We start from the raw sequence: 16,566 nt of genomic DNA, 5'->3' as shown, positions 1-16,566 counted from the left end.
AGCATGCGAACGATCATCGTGGGAGCACTTTGCGCCATCGCAATGGTCGCGAGCGCGCAAGCTGCGGTGAAGGAAGAGCCGGTCACCTACTCCGACGGCGAGACCACGATGAAGGGCTTCGTGGTCTATGACGACGCCACCCAGGCCAAGCGGCCCGGCATCGTGATGGTGCCCGAATGGTGGGGCATCACCCAGCACATGCACAATGAGGCGCGCAAGTTCGCGGAGCAGGGCTATGTCGCCTTCATCGCGGACATGTATGGCGACGGCAAGACCGCCGACAACCCGAAGGACGCCGGCGCGCTCTCCGGGGCGGTGATGAAGAACCCGAAGGTGATGGAGCAGCGCTTCAACGCGGCGCGCGAGCAACTCGCCAAGCAGCCTTCCGTCAATCCGCAGCGGATCGGCGCAGCCGGTTACTGCTTCGGCGGCGCGGTCGTGCTGAACATGGCCCGCACCGGCGCCGATCTTGTCGCCGTTGCAGGCTTCCACGCAACGCTCGGTCTCAACACGCCGGCACCGGCGCCGGGCACCGTCAAGGCGAAGATCCTGATTCTCAACGGCGCGGATGACCCGTTCGTGAAGCGCGAGCAGTACGACGCGCTGAAGAAGGATTTCGACGCGGCGAAGGCCGATTACCGGATCATCGAGTATCCCGGCGCCGTGCACGCGTTCACGAACCCCGAATCCACCGAGCTCGGCAAGAAGTTCAACCTGCCGCTCCGATACGACGCCAAGGCCGATCAGGAATCCAAGGCCGAGGCAGCCAAGCTGTTCGCCGCGAACCTGCAGAAATAAGCGGACCGGCCGCCCATATGATCAAGGTCATCATTTCGGGCGGCTTCGCCGCGGTCTACCGCGAGGTGCTGCCCGAATTCGAGCGCAGCAGCGGCATCAAGGTGGAAACCGGATCCGGAGCGTCGGAGGGCACCGGCCCGAAAACCATCCGGCATCAGCTTGCGCACGGCGCCTAAGCGGACGTGGTGATCCTGTCGCGCGAAGGACTTCGAGGGTTGAACGAAGACGGCCGGATTCGCGCGGGATCCGAATCTGGCCTGGCGACAGCGCCTCTCGCCGCCGCGGTTCGGGCGGGTTCGCCCAAGCCTGACATCGGCAGCGCTGCCGCGCTCAGGAAGGCCCTGATCGACGCAGGACAGGTGGTGGCGCCAAGCAGCACCAGCGGGCAGTTCGTCCGCGACAAGGTCTTCCCGAAGCTGAACCTGCCGGACACGGTGACGCTCACCCTGGAGGCGCGCGGCACCGAGGCGGCCGCAGCACTGCGAGAGGGCAAGGCGAATCTCTCGATCGGGCCGACCAGTGAGTTGGTGCAGGAGACCGGCATCGACGTCGCGGGTCTGCTGCCTCCGGATCTTCAGCTTGTCCAGACCTTCACGGCCGCTGTCGTCAGCGACTCCACCGCGCCTGAAGCGGCCGGGCGTCTGATCGATTTCCTTTCCTCGGATACCTCTCTCTTGCTCACGGCCATCAGGCGGGCAGGCATGGAGCGGCCTCGCGAATAATTGCCGTCGCAAACGTGGCCGCGACGCCGTCTACATATCGCGAAACGGCGTCGCTGCGACTCAGCGATCGCTGGGTGCGACGCTAAGCGGCGCACCGCCGGTCGAAATCGGACCTGATGGTTTGGGCGCCCGAACCGGCGGCTTTCGCGGCTTCGGGGCGGCCTGCGCGACCGGTGCATGCGGCTGCTCGGCGACCGCCGGTGCCGGCATCGAAGCCGGAGCGGGGCGCTGTAGCGCGTCGACCTTCGAGGTAAGGGCCGCCAGCTGGTCGACGATGGTCTTCAACTGGTCCTGCTGGTCGGCCATCGACTTGCTGAGCCCGCCGATGTCATCCTCGAGCTTCTGCTGGGTCGCGAGCAGGTCCGGCAATGTTTCCTTGTCGCCTGCGGCCGCCTTGTCGCTGGCTGCCGCGTTGCCGAGGGACGGAACCAGTGGTGCGATCTGGGGCCAGGCGTAGACGCCCCCGGCGCCTGCGCAGGCGACGACGACCACCAGCAGGAACCACGGCCAGCGGCGGCGAGCGGCAGGAATCGGGCTTGTCGGCGCATGGCGGTCCCATGCCTGATCGGAATCGTTGGTCACCTATGCTTCCTAGTCCGCTTCGGCAGCAGTTGCAATCGACGCCGAGTCTGACCACTTTGCAGGCATGTCCCCCTCGTCCGGAGCCCCATTGGCCGCCACGCACACGTCCCAGCTTCTTGAGCAACTCGTCGCTCAAGCACCGGATGGCCCCGTCGATCTCGAATGGCTCCTCAGCAACCTGGACAAGCGGTCGTTCGGCCTGCTCCTGCTGCTTTTGGGGCTATTGGTGATCATTCCCGGCGTCGCGACGATCGCGACGCTGGCGCTGCTGTTTCCCGCGGTCGAGATGATGCTCGGCCGCAGCGCGCCGGCGTTTCCGCGATTCCTCTCGAAGCGGCAGTTCGACTTCAAGCGCTTCAAGCGGTTCACCGTCTTTGTCCGCCCGATGCTGCAGGCGATCGAACGCATCAGCCGGCCGCGGTGGGATGCGCGTCGCGACGTGATCGATCGCCTCGTCGGCCTGGTGGTGTTTCTGCTGGCCTTCTCGGCAGGCTGGCCGCTGCCGTTGGTCAACGTGATTCCCGGAATGGTGGTCGTGCTGATCGCGATCGCCTATCTGCAGGAGGACGGTCTGCTGCTCACCGTTGCGATGGCGGCGGCGCTGATTTGCCTGCTCGGGCTCGGATGGACGCTCTGGGCATCGTTCGGAGCCGTGATGAGCTGGATCGGGCTGTGACCTTCGACTCCATTGCGGGTTGATGGCTTGGCATGAGGGGTCGACGACATCTCGCGCGGGCATGATCATTATCTCGCCGGACGTCGCGGCAAACAGCGACGCGAATGGGGAGAACAAGATGCGTTGCATCACGCTCGCGGCGATCGCCGCACTCAGCCTTGCTTCCACGTCGGCGGTTCTTGGTGCCGACAAGAAATACGATCCCGGCGCCAGCGATACCGAAATCAAGATCGGGCAGACCATGCCCTACAGTGGTCCGGCTTCGGCCTATGGCACGCAGGGCAGGGCGGAATCCGCGTACTGGAAGATGATCAACAGCCAGGGCGGCATCAACGGCCGCAAAATCACGCTGCTCAGCATGGACGACGGCTATAGCCCGCCGAAGACGGTGGAGCAGACGCGCAAGCTTGTGGAGCAGGATGAGATCCTCGCCAATATCGGCTCGCTCGGCACGCCGACCAATTCGTCGATTCAAAAATATCTGAACGGCAAGAAGATCCCGCATCTTCTGATCTCGACCGGCGCCTCGAAGTGGAACGATCCGAAGGAGTTTCCGTGGACCACGCCGTTCTATCCGCCCTATGCGCAGGAAGCGAAGATCTACGGCAAGTATATCCTCAAGGAATTGCCGAGCGCGAAGATCGGCGTGATCTATCAGAATGACGACTTCGGCAAGGACTATCTCAGGGGTTTCAAGGAGGCGCTCGGCGACAAGGCCGGTCTCATCGTCAAGGAGCTCAGCTACGAGGTGACCGATCCCACGATCGATTCCCAGATCGTCAATCTGAAGGCCTCGGGCGCCGACGTGCTGATGACGATCACGACGCCGAAATTCGGCGCGCAGGCGATCCGCAAGGTTGCCGATCTCGGCTGGAAGCCGACGCACTTCATCGTGTCGGTCTCAAGTTCGATCGGCGGTGTGCTCGAGCCCGCCGGCCTCGAAGCATCCACCGGGCTGATGACGGCGCTCGCCACCAAGGTGGTGGGCGACCCGGCCTGGGATTCCGACAAGGGCGTGCAGGACTATCTCGCCTTCATGAAGCAGTGGTATCCCGAGGGCAATCCGATCGATGGCAGCAACCAGATCGGCTATCTCTCCGCGCAGTTCACGGCCATCATCCTGAAGAACTGCGGCGACGAGCTGACCCGCGAGAACCTGCTGAAGCAGGCCACCAACATCAGCAAGGTCTCGCTGCCGCTGCTGCTTCCCGGCATCACGGTGTCGGTGTCACCGACCAACTATTCCACCTTCGACACGTTCAAGCTCGCGAAGTTCGACGGCAAGACCTGGAAGTTCTTCGGCGAGAACATCAGCACGGCGTCGCGCTGAGGACAGGCGAGACGCGTTAGCATCCATGGGCGCAGCAAATTCGCTGCGTCCACACGGAGCGCCTTGTCGTTGGCAGTTGTGATGGTGGCGTCGCTTGGTCCCTTGACACAGAGGTCAGCCGCCGCGGCCGAGGCCGGGCGGTAACCTCAACCCAAGATTGCGGCTGACCTACCCGTGGAACTACGGTCCTTGATAAAACGCCAGCATTAGGGAACCATGGCTGCACGGGCCGACGCATGGCCCTCGCTCTTCGGGTTGGAGGGACGATCGTGAACGGACAAATGCACCCGGCAGCACCTCACCATCTGCCGTTCTTCGTTCCTGGTCCCGATGGCGACGACACCTTGATGGTGGTGATGGGGATCTTCCTGGTCGTGACCGTCCTGTACGTGGGAACGCTGTACTGGAAGCTGCACAGCCTGCCGGAGCGGATGGCGCACAAGTCGCAGAAGCTGCAGTTCGAGATCGTCGCGGTCCTCGGCCTGATCTCGCTGTTCACCCACATGCACATCTTCTGGATCGCCGGCCTGCTGCTTGCGATGATCGACCTGCCGGACTTCAGCACGCCGCTGCGCACCATCGCTGGATCGGTGGAGCGGATTGCCGACGCCACGCCGCCGAGGCCCGTGCCGCCACCGGAGCCGGATGAAGTTGCCGCCGCAGAGGAGGGACAGGGCCATGCTTGAGCTCCTGCTGTGCTCCCTCGTCACCATCCTCCCGGACTATCTCTATCGCCGCTACCGGCAGGGCAAGCGCTTCGGCAAGGAGATCACGTTCTTTTCGGTCTGGCACGAGCTCAGATGGGGCATCACCGGCTGCCTGATGCTGACGATCGCGCTGATCACGATGATCTTCTACTACCATCCCTCCACCACCTCGGCGGCAATCTATTTCCGCACCGTGCCGATCCTCCCCGAAGTGGCCGGCCGGGTTGCCGAGGTGAATGTCGGCTACAGCGCCGCCGTGAAGAAGGGCGATGTTCTGTTCAGGCTCGATAATACGAAGCAGCAGGCCGCGCTGGAAACGGCGAAGCGCAAGGTTGCGGAGGTCGATGCGTCGCTGGCCAGTGCGCAGGCCGATATCGTCAAGGCCGAAGCCCAGGTCGGCGAGGCCAAGGCGTCCTGGCAGCAGGCCAAGGACGAGCTGGATAGCAAGAGCGAACTGCAGCGCCGCAATCCGGGCATCGTGCCGCAGCGCGACATCGAGAAGCTGCAGGTCGCCGTCGATCAGAGACAGGCCGGCATCGATGCCGCGAACGCGGCGCGGGAGACTGCGGGCTTGCGCGTCTCCACGCTGCTGCCCGCCGAGAAGGAGAGCGCGGAGGCATCGATGGCTGAAGCGCAGATCGATCTCGACAAGACCTATATCCGCGCCGGCGTCGACGGACGGGTCGAGCAGTTCCTGTTGCGGGCCGGCGACGTCGTCAACCAGATGATGCGTCCGGCCGGCGTATTGATTCCCGATGACGCAGGCCGCAGCGTGTTGCAGGCCGGCTTTGGCCAGATTGAGGCCCAGGTCATGCGGCCCGGTATGATCGCGGAGGCGACCTGCATCTCGAAACCCTGGGTGATCATCCCGCTCGTCGTGACCGGCGTGCAGGACTACATCGCGGCCGGTCAATTCCGTTCAGGCGAGCAGCTGGTCGACCCGCAGGCCCTGCGCCAGCCGGGCTCGATCCTCACTTTCCTGGAGCCGCTCTACGCGGGTGGGCTGGAAGGCGTCACGCCGGGCTCCAGCTGCATCGTCAACGCCTACACCAGCAACCACGATGTGATCGCCGATCCGAAAACCGGCGCGCTCAAGGGATTCGCCTTGCACGTCGTCGACGCGACGGGGCTCGTGCACGCGCTTCTGCTGCGTATCCAGGCCTTGCTGCTGCCGGTCAAGACGCTGGTGCTGAGCGGGCATTGAGATCGCGCATACCATCTTGCTCGTATGGTCGTGCCACGGGCCGCGCTGCTTCAGAAATGTTGCCGATCGGTAGCTCGACAGATGAATCGAAACATTCTCCGCGAGTTCGCTTCATCCTCCCCTGGAGGGGGAGGGTGAAGGCAACGTCGCAATGAGAGTAGAGCGCGCGCAGCATTCGCGCCCGGCGAACTCGACATTGCCAAACCTCGCATTGACCCTGCGGGCGTAGCCGGGCACAGCGTTCGGGCGATGTCATTGAACGGTCGCAAGAGCCGAAAGGGATACCGCCGTATCGGATTTTGCAGTGCAGCAATGGTGCGATCAGCCCCTGCTAAAGGGGCAATGGCAATCATCGTTGCTTCTCTGTAATGGTGCGGCCGGATGTCTCGGGGCCGGTATTCGTGCTCCGCAATTACGCGGGAGGAAACATGCGTAAACTCATTTTGGTCGCGGCGTCGATCGCGGCCTTGACCTTTGTCGGACCGGCCTCGGCGCAGTCGCCGATCGTCCTCAAATTCAGCCACGTGGTGGCCTCGGATACGCCGAAGGGCAAGGCGGCCGACAAGTTCAAGGAGCTCGCCGAGAAGTACACCAATGGCAAGGTGAAGGTCGAAGTCTATCCGAACTCGACGCTTTACAAGGACAAGGAAGAGCTCGAGGCGCTGCAGCTCGGCGCGGTGCAGATGCTGGCGCCGTCGAACTCGAAGTTCGGCCCGATCGGCATCAAGGAATTCGAAGTCTTCGATCTGCCCTACATCCTCCCCGACCTGAAATCGCTGCGCAAGGTGACCGACGGTCCGCTCGGCGCCCAGCTGCTCAAGAAGCTGGATGCCAAGGGCATGACCGGTCTCGCTTATTGGGACAACGGCTTCAAGCAGATGAGCGCGAACAAGAAGCTGGTCGCGCCGTCCGATTACAAGGGGCTCAAGTTCCGCATCCAGTCGTCGAAGGTGCTGGAGGCCCAGTTCCGCGCGCTCGGTTCGATTCCGCAGGTGATGGCGTTCTCCGACGTCTACCAGGCGCTGCAGACCGGCGTGGTCGACGGCCAGGAGAACACCTGGTCGAACATCTACACCCAGAAAATGCATGAGGTGCAGAAGTACGCCACCGTCACCAACCACGGCTACATCGGCTACGTCGTGGTCGTGAACAAGAAGTTCTGGGACGGCCTGCCGGGCGATGTCCGCGACGAGCTCTCCAAGGCGATGAAGGAAGCCACCGAGTTCGGCAACAGCCAGTCGGCCAAGGAGAACGACGACGCCCTCGCCGAGATCAAGAAGGCCGGCAAGACCGAGATCGTGACCTTGACGCCGGAGCAGGACGAGGCGATGCGCAAGGCGATGCTGCCGGTCTACAAGGACGTGGCCTCGCGCGTTGGCCAGCCGCTGATCGACGAATTCCTGAAGGAAACGGGTCGCAGCCCGATGAACTAAGGCGGATCGCTTCATGGCCGCCGGGAAGGCGGTGCGCTCCCTCTCCCGCTTGCGGGGGAGGGTTGGGGTGGGGGCTCTCTCCACGAGTCATTCAGTTGGAGAGAGCCCCCACCCATATCCGATGCGATACGACCTCTCCCCCAAGCGGGAGAGGTGAAGGAGTTTGCGGATCGGTCTCTCGACCGAGAACCGTCAGGTAATTGAACGAACGCCGCGGCCGCGTGAGGCCGCGGCCTGGGTGCCGTGGCCGGTTGCCGCATCAGGCCATGACAGGGGAGATTTATGCTGCTGAAGATTCTGGACCGGCTCGAGGAAATCATCATCGCGAGCCTGATGGGTGCGGCGACGCTCCTGACCTTCGTCACGGTCGTGCACCGCTTTCTGGTCGACGTTCCCGTGCTCTATCCGTATTTGTTCGGCATCAACCTCGCCTGGTCGCAGGAACTCTGCATCTACATGTTTATCTGGATGGCGAAGTTCGGCGCCGCCTATGGCGTGCGCACCGGCATCCATGTCGGCGTCGACGTCCTGATCAACCGCCTCAATGACACCTGGCGCAAGCGCACCATCACCTTCGGCCTGCTCGGGGGCGCGTTGTTCACCGCGATCGTCGGCACCATGGGCGCCAAGTTCGTGTTCGAATTGATGCACACCGATCAGGTCTCGCCGGACATGGAGATCCCGAGCTGGATCGTCTATGCGTGCATCCCGCTCGGCTCCTATCTGATGTGCTTCCGCTTCCTGCAGGTGTGCTGGAATTACTGGTGGACCGACGAGCTGCCGCACCATGACGCCTCCCATGTCGACGGCGTCGAGACCAGCAAGACCGCGCCCGTCGCGCTTGGAGAAGCGTGATGAGCGCCGCACTTATTTTCGGACTGCTGTTTGCCCTGATGCTGACGGGCATGCCGATCTCGATTTCGCTCGGCCTGACCGTGCTCACCTTCCTGTTCACGATGACCGAGGTGCCGATCGAGAGCGTCGGCCTGAAGCTGTTTTCGGGCCTCGACAATTTCGGCATCATGGCGATCCCGTTCTTCATCCTGGCGGGCACGTTCCTGACCCGCGGCGGCGTCGCGCGGCGCATGATCGCGTTCACGACCTCGTTGGTCGGCCATCTGCCCGGCGGCCTCGGCTTGGCCGGCGTTGCGGCCTGCGCGATGTTCGCGGCGATCTCGGGCTCGAGCGTTGCCACCGTGGTCGCGATCGGCTCTATCATGATGCCGGCGATGGTCGATCACGGCTATCCGAAGCGGTTCGGCGTCGGCGTGATCTCGACCTCGGGCGCGCTCGGCATCCTGGTGCCGCCATCGATCATCCTGGTGCTGTACGGCGTCTCCACCAACACCTCGATCGGTGCGCTGTTCATGGCCGGCATCGTGCCGGGCGTGCTGCTCGCGCTGATGCTGGCCGCGGTGACTTTCTTCGTCGCCCAGCGCAACGGTTATCCGAAGATGCCGCGGGCGACCATCGGCCAGCAGTTCACGGCGTTCCGCGAAAGCATCTGGGGCCTCTTGCTGATCGCGATCGTGCTCGGCGGCATCTATGGCGGCATCTTCACGCCGACCGAAGCGGCCGCGGTCGCCGCGACCTACGCCTTCTTCATCACCGTGTTCGTCTACAAGGAGCTGAAGCTCTCCGAGGTGCCGAAGGTGCTGTTGCAGGCGGCGAGCATGAGCTCGATGCTGCTCTACATCATCACCAACGCGGTGCTGTTCTCGTTCCTGATGACGCATGAGCAGATCCCGCAGGAGATGGCGGCCTGGATCATCGACAAAAACTTCTCGGTGTGGATGTTCCTGCTGGTCGTCAACGTCATCCTGCTGCTCGCCGGCAACGTGATGGATCCGTCGTCGATCCTCTTGATCATGGCGCCGATCCTGTTTCCGCTGGCGACCAAGCTCGGCGTGCATCCGGTGCATCTCGGCATCCTGATGATCGTCAACACCGAGGTCGGGCTTTGCCATCCGCCTGTCGGCCTCAATCTCTACATCGCGAGCAGTATCGCCAAGATGGGCATCTCTGAGATCACGATCTCGGTGCTGCCGTGGCTGTGCGCGATGCTGGTGTTCCTCGGCCTGATCACCTACGTGCCGGAGATATCGCTGTGGCTGCCGCGACTGTTGGGAATGATCTAGCGATAACGAGAAATCCAAGGCGCGATCTCGCGCCTTGGATATTTCTGACCCGGCAATGAAGCGGATTACATCTTGGTAAGAGAGGTCTCTCTGTCTAATCCGTAAGTTGAAGGCTGTCGCGGGCGGCATCATCCTCAAGCAACCCTTGAAGGAGGTTTGCATGAAGAACGTTCTGCTCGCCGGCATCGCGGCGCTCACGATAGCCGGTTCGACCGCGGTCTATGCCCAGCATCGCCCCTGGTTCCATGGCCATACGCAGATGAGCCCCGAGGATCGCGCCGCCTTCCTCGACGCGCGCATCGCAGCTGTGCATGCCGGGCTGAAGCTGACCGCCGATCAGGAGAAGCTGTGGCCGCCGGTCGAAGCCGCGGTGCGCGACTTCGCCAAGATGCGGCTCGATCGCGCCAATGCGCGGATGGCCGCGGAGAAGACCGATGCGGACAAGGCTGAGAAGCCGGATGATCCGGTCGCGCGCCTGCGCGAGCGCGCCGACAACATGGCGGCGACCGCAACCTCGCTGAAGAAGATCGCCGATGCCGCCGATCCGCTCTACAAGACGCTCGACGACAACCAGAAGCGACGGCTGACCATGCTCACCCACATGGAAGGCCGCGGCTTCGGCGCCGAGGGCTGGCGCCGCCATCGGCTCGAGCGCGACATGGACCGCTGGGAGCGTGGCGGCCGCGACCACCATTTCGACCGCGACGACGGGTCGGATCAGGAGCGCTCGGGCAGGCTTTGAGCGCCGCCCGCCGGCATCCTCGCCAAGCCTATGAAAGGTCGCCGGAATCCGGCGGTCTTTCGGCTGTCACGATGGTTCGCAAAAGTCGGGAAAACTTGCGCGAGCTTGCTGGACATCGCGGAATCGCTTTGCTAAACGACGGCCTCTCTTGCGAGGGTCATTTCCGGACAAGTTCCGGGCGCATAGCTCAGTTGGTAGAGCAGCTGACTCTTAATCAGCGGGTCCCAGGTTCGAGCCCTGGTGCGCCCACCAAGCTTTCAAAGCTTAGGTTTAGCCCTCGTAACGGTCATCCCAACCGGCAGTCGCGTCGTTTCGGACCATCCGGCTGCCCGGTTCGCTTCTCACGAAATCTCCTGATCTTCGATCCCGTCTGCTTGCAGCTCATCTCGCCGCGTCCGGCAATTGCCGCGCTGACCGGTGACGCCGTCGGTGCGTTCCGTTCGATCATGGCTTGAAGGTCGTCGCGACGCGGCGGCGACGCTGTTTCCGACGAACTGGCCCGAGCGGTTCGAGCGCGGTGCGATCCGCGCGGGGCGCCCTGCGGCAACCGCAGTTGACAGGGGAGAGCGCCCACTTTAATCACCTGACTAATTAATCAATTAATTAAGGTCTGAAACCCTAGGGAAAGAATCCGCCTGATGCCGGCCGGCCATCGATATTCGAAGCTGCCCACCCCCGCGGTCGCGGCTTCCAGGGCTGGAAGACCGGGCGCCTGCGGTCAGATCCTTGATGCAGGTCCGCTCGCGCGAGCGCCGCGCGGTGTTGCGCGCGCGACAGCGCTGTCGCGGATCGGCACGTCCTGCCCGAACCAGGGCGAGTTCATTCACCCGAACACAAAATGAGGAGTGAGGCGTAAACGATGGGACGTCGATCTGAGGTACTGATGGCGCAAGAGGCCGCCGGCACGGACAACCGGCGCGTGATCCAGGTGGTATCACGCGCATTCGACATCGTGCGTTGCTTCGAAGGCCGAAGCATACGCCTCGGCAATCGGGAAATCGCCGACCGGTGCGGTCTTCCGCGCTCGACGGTCTCCCGTCTCACACTGACCCTCACCCAGATCGGCCAGCTGATCTACCTGCCGCAAGAGCAGAAATATGCTCTCGGTCCGCACGCCGCCGCGCCGAGCGTCCCGCTGTTTGCGGAAGGGGGCGACAAACCCGCCTGCGCCGACGAGCGGGAGACGGCGCAACCGTCCATGTTGATCAACTCGCGCTACTTCGAAGATCAGCGCAATCCGGTTGCCGCACCGCTTGCGGTGACGCCACACCGCTGACGCCTCGGCCTGTTCCGGGGTAAAAGACTCAGCGGAAACGGTCGGGCCCAATCGGCGCGAGCCCACAGTCAAGAAACATCCAAAGCAGAGGGAAACGCATGTCTGAAGCATACATCATCGACGCGGTCCGCACGCCGCGCGGCATCGGCAAGCCGGGCAAGGGCGCGCTGTCGCACCTGCATCCGCAGCATCTGGCGGCAACGGTGCTCGCTGCGCTCAAGGAGCGCAACAAGCTCGATACCTCGACCGTCGATGACATCATCTGGTCGACGTCGACCCAGGAAGGCAAGCAGGGCGGCGATCTCGGACGCATGTCGGCGCTCGCAGCCGGCTACGACATCAATGCCAGCGGCACGACGCTGGATCGCTTCTGCGGCGGCGGCATCACCTCGGTGAATCTCGCGGCAGCGTCGGTGATGTCGGGCATGGAGGATTGCGTCATCGCCGGTGGTACCGAGATGATGAGCTATCAGCAGACCCTCGCAGCCGAACGCTCCAAGGCCGGACAGCCGGCCCGGATGATGGGTTCGGGCAATCCGGCGCTCGACGAGATTCATCCGCAGTCGCACCAGGGCGTTTGCGGCGATGCCATCGCGACGCGCGAGGGGATCAGCCGCGAGGCCTGCGATGCCCTGGCGCTGACGAGCCAGCAGCGCGCCAAGCGGGCGATCGATGAAGGCCGCTTCGCCAAGTCGGTGATCCCCGTCCTCAACGACGACGGCAGCGTTGCGCTCGGTCGTGAAGAGTTTCCGCGCCCAGAGACCACCGCCGAAGGCCTCGCTTCGCTGAAGCCGAGCTTCGAGCAGCTTGCCGATTTCGATCTCGGCAACGGCGTGACCTTCAAGAAGCAGATCCAGCGTCGTTACCCGGGCCTCGAGTGGAAGGGCGTGCATCATGCCGGCAACAGCTCGGGCGTGGTGGACGGCGCCGCCGCTGTCCTGATCACGTCGAAGCAATATGCCGAGAAGCACGGCCTCAAGCCGCGCGGCCGCATCGTGGCCTATGCCAACCAGGGCGATGATCCGACCTTGATGCTCAACGCGCCGGTGCCTGCCGCCAAGAAGGTTCTCGCCAAGGCGGGCCTGACCAAGAACGACATCGACGTCTGGGAGATCAACGAGGCTTTCGCGGTGGTCGCCGAGAAGTTCATCCGCGACCTCGAGCTCGATCGTGAGAAGGTCAACATCAATGGCGGCTCAATCGCGCTCGGTCACCCGATCGGCGCGACCGGATCGATCCTGATCGGCACCGCACTCGACGAGCTCGAGCGCAGCGGCGGTCGTTATGGTCTCGTCACCATGTGCGCCGCCGGCGGCATGGCGCCGGCCATCATCATCGAACGCCTCTGATCGCGAAGGGACAACGCAATGAAACTCGATTCATCGGTCGCCGCGGTCGTCACCGGCGGCGCTTCCGGCCTCGGCGCAGCGACCTCGCGCGCGCTCGCCGCGCAGGGCGTGAAGGTCGCGATCTTCGACTTCAACGAAGAGAAGGGCGAAGCCATCGCCAAGGAAATCGGCGGCGTGTTCTGCAAGGTCGATGTCACCTCCGACGAACTGGTCGACGCTGGCTTTGCCAAGGCCCGCGCGGCGCACGGCCAGGAGCGTATCCTGGTGAACTGCGCAGGTACCGGCAACGCCGTGAAGACCGCCGGTCGCGACAAGAAGACCGGCGAGCCCACGCACTTCCCGATCGATGCCTTCAACCGCATCATCCAGATCAACCTCGTCGGCACCTTCCGCTGCATCGCCAAGTCGGCGCAGGGCATGCTGTCGCTGTCTCCGCTGGAGCACGGCGAGCGCGGCGCGGTTGTGAACACCGCTTCCGTCGCGGCCGAGGACGGTCAGATGGGGCAGGCGGCCTATTCGGCTTCGAAGGCCGGCGTCGTCGGCATGACCCTGCCGATCGCCCGCGACCTGATGGCCGAGGGCATCCGCGTCAACACCATCCTGCCGGGCATCTTCAACACGCCGCTGCTGCAGGGCGCCCCGGAGAACGTCAAGGCCGCGCTCAGCGCGTCGGTGCCGTTCCCGAAGCGCCTCGGCATGCCGGAGGAATATGCGCAGCTGGCGCTGACCATGATCACCAACGGCTACTTCAACGGTGAGGACGTCCGCCTCGACGGCGCGATCCGCATGGCCCCGCGCTAGGCAATCGCCACGGCAACAGGAGAAAGCGATGTCCGAAGAAACTCCGGTCCTCACTGAAGTCCGCGGACCGATCCTGATCATCACGCTGAACCGGCCGGAAGCCAAGAACGCCGCCAACCTCGCCCTCTCCAAGGGCGTGGCCGCGGCGATCGACCGGCTCGATGCCGACGATGCGCTCAGCGTCGGCATCATCACCGGCGCCGGCGGCACGTTCTGCTCGGGCATGGACCTCAAGGGGTTCCTGAAGGGCGAGCGGCCGTCGATCCCGGGCCGCGGTTTCGCCGGCCTCACCGAGGCGCCGCCGAAGAAGCCGCTGATCGCGGCCGTCGACGGCTACGCGCTCGCCGGCGGGATGGAGATCGCGCTGTCGTGCGACATGATCGTCGCCAACCGCAACGCCAAGTTCGGAATCCCCGAGGTGAAGCGCGGGCTGGCGGCTGCGGCCGGCGGGCTGATCCGCATGCCGCGGCAGATGCCGATCCGTGTGGCGATGGAGTTCGCACTGACGGGCGAGTTCTTCGGCGCCGAGCGCGCCTATCAACTCGGCATCATCAACCGCGTCACCGACGGCCCGGCACTCGACGCCGCGCTCGAGCTTGCGGCCGCGATCGGCGCCAACGGCCCGCTCGCCGTCAAGGCCTCCAAGCAGGTGATCGTCGAATCCAGGCTCTGGCCGGAAGATCAGATGTGGAAGAAGCAGCAGGAGATCGTCGGTCCTGTCTTCGTGTCCGAGGATGCCCGCGAGGGCGCGGCTGCCTTTGCAGAAAAGCGCGCGCCGAACTGGAAGGGCAAGTAGGGCCGCGACTGTTTCGATCAGGGAGCGCCGGTTTTGATTGCAGCAGAACCGGCGCTCCGTTTTTTTGCACGTGCCGCGCCATGCGCCGGCCGGCTTCCGCGCCGCTTGAGAGCGCTGTTAGGTGAATGATGCGCAGCTTTACCGAAGACCAGGTCATCTTCCGCGACTCCTACCGCAAGTTCCTCGCCAGCGAGATCGCGCCGCATATGGAGGCGTGGCGGGAGGCCGGCATCGTCGACCGCAGTGCGTTCAAGAAAGCCGGCGATCTCGGCTTCCTGATGATCTGGCCTGAGGAAAAATACGGCGGAATGGGCGATGAGGACTTCCGCTACGAGCAGATCATCATCGAGGAGACCGCGCGCTCCGGCTGCAAGGGCTGGTTCAATACGCTGCACAGCCGCCTGGTTGGTTCTTACTTCAAGCGCTTCGGCACCGAGGAGCAGCGCGACCGCTTCCTGCCGAAATGCGTCAGTGGCGAGACCATCCTGGCGATCGCGATGACCGAGCCCGGCGCGGGCTCGGACCTTGCCGGCATGCGGACCACCGCGGAAGACAAGGGCGATCATTTCCTGCTCAACGGCTCCAAGACGTACATCTCCAACGGCATCAATTCCGACGTTGTGATCGTGGCGGCCAAGCTCGCTGGTGCCGAGAAGAAGCACGCCATGGTGCTTTTGATCGTCGAGCGCGGCATGGAAGGTTTTGAGCGCGGCCGCAATCTCAAGAAGATGGGCATGCCGGCGCAGGACACCGCCGAGCTGTTCTTCCAGAACGTGAAGGTGCCGAAGGCCAACGTGCTGGGAGAACCGGGCAGGGGCTTCTACTACCTCATGGAAGGCCTTGCCGAGGAGCGGCTGATCTCCGCGGTCGGATCGATCGCCAATGGCCGCAGGGCGTTCGACATCACGCGTGCTTACGTGATGGATCGCAAGCTGTTCGGCAAGCCGCTGGCCGAACAGCAGAACACCCAGTTCCGCATGGCGGAGATGGATGCCGAGATCGATCTCGTGCAGGTCTATGTCGATCACTGCGTGTCCGAGCACAACGCAGGACGCCTGACCAGCAATATGGGCGCCAAGGCCAAGATGATGTCGTCGGAAGTCGAGTGGAAGATGCTCGACCTCGGCGTGCAGCTGCACGGCGGTGCGGGCTATATGGATGAATATCCGATCAGCCGGATGTTCACCGACGCGCGCGTCAACCGGATCCTGGCGGGAAGCTCGGAAGTGATGCGGCTGATCATCGGCCGCGATGTCTTCTCGGAGCACTACAAGAGCATTCTGGACTAGCCGGGGCGCGGCCGCAGACGATCTAGCTCCGGTCGCGCGTCAAGCGCGCGCTTGCCGCAGCGGCTCGCGCGCGTGCTCCTTGGACCGCATCAATGCATCGACGAAGATCGGCTCCCAGGAGCGGATGTGGCTGCGCAGCAGGGTCGGCAGCGCCTCGGTCTCGCCGGCGAGCGCGAGTTCGATCAGCCGGTAGTGCTCGGGCACCGAGGCCTGCTGCCGCTCGTGGCCGGCGCGTGAGCTGATGCCGTAGAGCCGCATCTTGTCGCGCAGGCCCATCACCATCTCGGTCAGCAGCTCGTTGCCGGCGGCGGCGATGAACTCGCGATGATAGGCGCGGTCGGCCTCCAGATAGAGCTGGACGTCGTCGGTCTCGACGGCCCTTGCGATCTCATCGGCCCAGCGGCGTACGGCCGGTAGATCCTTCGGCGGATTGGCGGCGACCAGCACCGCGGCGTGCAGCTCGAGCACCTCGCGCATGTCGAACAGATTGCGCAGCTCGGTCAGCGTCGGCTCCACCACCTTGAAGCCGCGGTTGCGCATCGGCTCGACCAGGCCGCCGCGGCTGAGCTCGAGCAACGCCTCGCGCACCGGCGTGGAGGAGACGCCGAGGCTCGCCGCGAGGCTCGGCACCGAATACATCGTGCCGGGAAGGCTCTGCCCCGAAATGATCTCGGCGCGCACCCGCTGCAGCACCTGTTCGCGCAAATTCTGGTCCATGGGTGG

17 protein-coding genes, 1 tRNA gene and 1 pseudogene are annotated in these 16,566 nt (G+C 64.0%); 17 read left to right on the top strand and 2 right to left on the bottom strand.

The genetic code is table 11. The annotated features are described in order from the left end of the window. Positions 1 to 3 precede the first annotated feature (3 nt). From QDT69_RS12910 to QDT69_RS12900, 3 genes are read left to right on the top strand one after another with little or no spacing between them, the layout of a single operon-like run. The gene (locus QDT69_RS12910) at positions 4 to 798 is read left to right on the top strand and encodes a dienelactone hydrolase family protein (protein WP_279706908.1); all 795 of its coding nucleotides are present in this window, start codon (positions 4 to 6) and stop codon (positions 796 to 798) included. Positions 799 to 815: 17 nt separating this feature from the next. After that, positions 816 to 974: a hypothetical protein gene (locus QDT69_RS12905; RefSeq protein WP_279706907.1), complete on the top strand. Its 159-nt coding sequence runs from the start codon at positions 816 to 818 to the stop codon at positions 972 to 974. Positions 975 to 980: 6 nt separating this feature from the next. Continuing rightward, a complete protein-coding gene (locus tag QDT69_RS12900) occupies positions 981 to 1,520 on the top strand; it encodes a substrate-binding domain-containing protein (protein WP_347952040.1) in 540 nt (179 codons plus the stop codon). A gap of 60 nt (positions 1,521 to 1,580) precedes the next feature. On the opposite strand, the gene QDT69_RS12895 is transcribed toward QDT69_RS12900, so the two are convergent. Next, a complete protein-coding gene (locus QDT69_RS12895; protein ID WP_279706905.1) occupies positions 1,581 to 2,102 on the bottom strand; it encodes a hypothetical protein in 522 nt (173 codons plus the stop codon). A gap of 88 nt (positions 2,103 to 2,190) precedes the next feature. Between QDT69_RS12895 and QDT69_RS12890 the strand changes: the two genes are divergently transcribed. The 14 genes and pseudogenes from QDT69_RS12890 to QDT69_RS12825 all read left to right on the top strand — a co-directional run bounded on the left by QDT69_RS12890 (position 2,191) and on the right by QDT69_RS12825 (position 15,843). Then, entirely contained in the window at positions 2,191 to 2,778 is a 588-nt protein-coding gene (locus QDT69_RS12890; RefSeq protein WP_279706904.1) for an exopolysaccharide biosynthesis protein, read from the top strand. A 118-nt stretch (positions 2,779 to 2,896) separates the two neighbouring features. Continuing rightward, positions 2,897 to 4,108 (top strand): ABC transporter substrate-binding protein, encoded by a 1,212-nt coding sequence (locus QDT69_RS12885; protein WP_279706903.1) that lies wholly within the window; start codon positions 2,897 to 2,899, stop codon positions 4,106 to 4,108. Between the two features lie 269 nt (positions 4,109 to 4,377). Further along, on the top strand, positions 4,378 to 4,794 hold the full coding sequence (locus QDT69_RS12880) for a hypothetical protein (protein ID WP_128970367.1): 417 nt from the start codon (positions 4,378 to 4,380) through the stop codon (positions 4,792 to 4,794). Next, entirely contained in the window at positions 4,787 to 6,019 is a 1,233-nt protein-coding gene (locus tag QDT69_RS12875; protein WP_279706902.1) for an HlyD family secretion protein, read from the top strand. The genes QDT69_RS12880 and QDT69_RS12875 overlap by 8 nt, the downstream gene beginning before the upstream one ends. Positions 6,020 to 6,447: 428 nt before the next feature. After that, the gene (locus QDT69_RS12870) at positions 6,448 to 7,452 is read left to right on the top strand and encodes a TRAP transporter substrate-binding protein (RefSeq protein WP_279706901.1); all 1,005 of its coding nucleotides are present in this window, start codon (positions 6,448 to 6,450) and stop codon (positions 7,450 to 7,452) included. Between the two features lie 282 nt (positions 7,453 to 7,734). After that, positions 7,735 to 8,307, top strand: a complete 573-nt coding sequence (locus tag QDT69_RS12865) for a TRAP transporter small permease (RefSeq protein ID WP_279706900.1) — start codon at positions 7,735 to 7,737, stop codon at positions 8,305 to 8,307. After that, positions 8,307 to 9,590 carry a TRAP transporter large permease subunit gene (locus QDT69_RS12860; protein WP_095735788.1) on the top strand — a complete coding sequence of 428 codons (1,284 nt, stop codon included), beginning with the start codon at positions 8,307 to 8,309 and terminating at the stop codon, positions 9,588 to 9,590. Before QDT69_RS12865 ends, QDT69_RS12860 begins: the two co-directional genes overlap by 1 nt. Positions 9,591 to 9,750: 160 nt before the next feature. Further along, on the top strand, positions 9,751 to 10,332 hold the full coding sequence (locus QDT69_RS12855; protein WP_279706899.1) for a Spy/CpxP family protein refolding chaperone: 582 nt from the start codon (positions 9,751 to 9,753) through the stop codon (positions 10,330 to 10,332). Positions 10,333 to 10,508: 176 nt separating this feature from the next. After that, positions 10,509 to 10,584, top strand: a tRNA-Lys gene (locus QDT69_RS12850). Positions 10,585 to 11,191: 607 nt separating this feature from the next. Next, positions 11,192 to 11,461 (top strand): annotated as a pseudogene (locus QDT69_RS12845) (helix-turn-helix domain-containing protein); the annotation flags it as partial. A 245-nt stretch (positions 11,462 to 11,706) separates the two neighbouring features. Continuing rightward, positions 11,707 to 12,957, top strand: coding sequence for an acetyl-CoA C-acetyltransferase (locus tag QDT69_RS12840; RefSeq protein WP_279706898.1), 1,251 nt, complete (start codon positions 11,707 to 11,709; stop codon positions 12,955 to 12,957). 18 nt (positions 12,958 to 12,975) lie between these two features. Beyond that, positions 12,976 to 13,758, top strand: a complete 783-nt coding sequence (locus QDT69_RS12835; RefSeq protein WP_163156503.1) for an SDR family NAD(P)-dependent oxidoreductase — start codon at positions 12,976 to 12,978, stop codon at positions 13,756 to 13,758. Between the two features lie 28 nt (positions 13,759 to 13,786). After that, entirely contained in the window at positions 13,787 to 14,554 is a 768-nt protein-coding gene (locus QDT69_RS12830) for a crotonase/enoyl-CoA hydratase family protein (RefSeq protein ID WP_279706897.1), read from the top strand. A gap of 128 nt (positions 14,555 to 14,682) precedes the next feature. Then, positions 14,683 to 15,843: an acyl-CoA dehydrogenase family protein gene (locus tag QDT69_RS12825; RefSeq protein ID WP_279706896.1), complete on the top strand. Its 1,161-nt coding sequence runs from the start codon at positions 14,683 to 14,685 to the stop codon at positions 15,841 to 15,843. Between the two features lie 39 nt (positions 15,844 to 15,882). Here QDT69_RS12825 and QDT69_RS12820 read toward each other — a convergent pair whose 3' ends face one another. Further along, entirely contained in the window at positions 15,883 to 16,560 is a 678-nt protein-coding gene (locus QDT69_RS12820) for a GntR family transcriptional regulator (RefSeq protein ID WP_279706895.1), read from the bottom strand. Positions 16,561 to 16,566: the final 6 nt, after the last annotated feature.

This window comes from Bradyrhizobium sp. CER78 (assembly GCF_029846235.1).
In the GTDB taxonomy this organism is placed as follows: Bacteria; Pseudomonadota; Alphaproteobacteria; order Rhizobiales; family Xanthobacteraceae; genus Bradyrhizobium.
The sequence above is the reverse complement of the archived record's forward strand: the minus strand, read 5'-3'. Positions and strand labels throughout refer to the sequence as shown.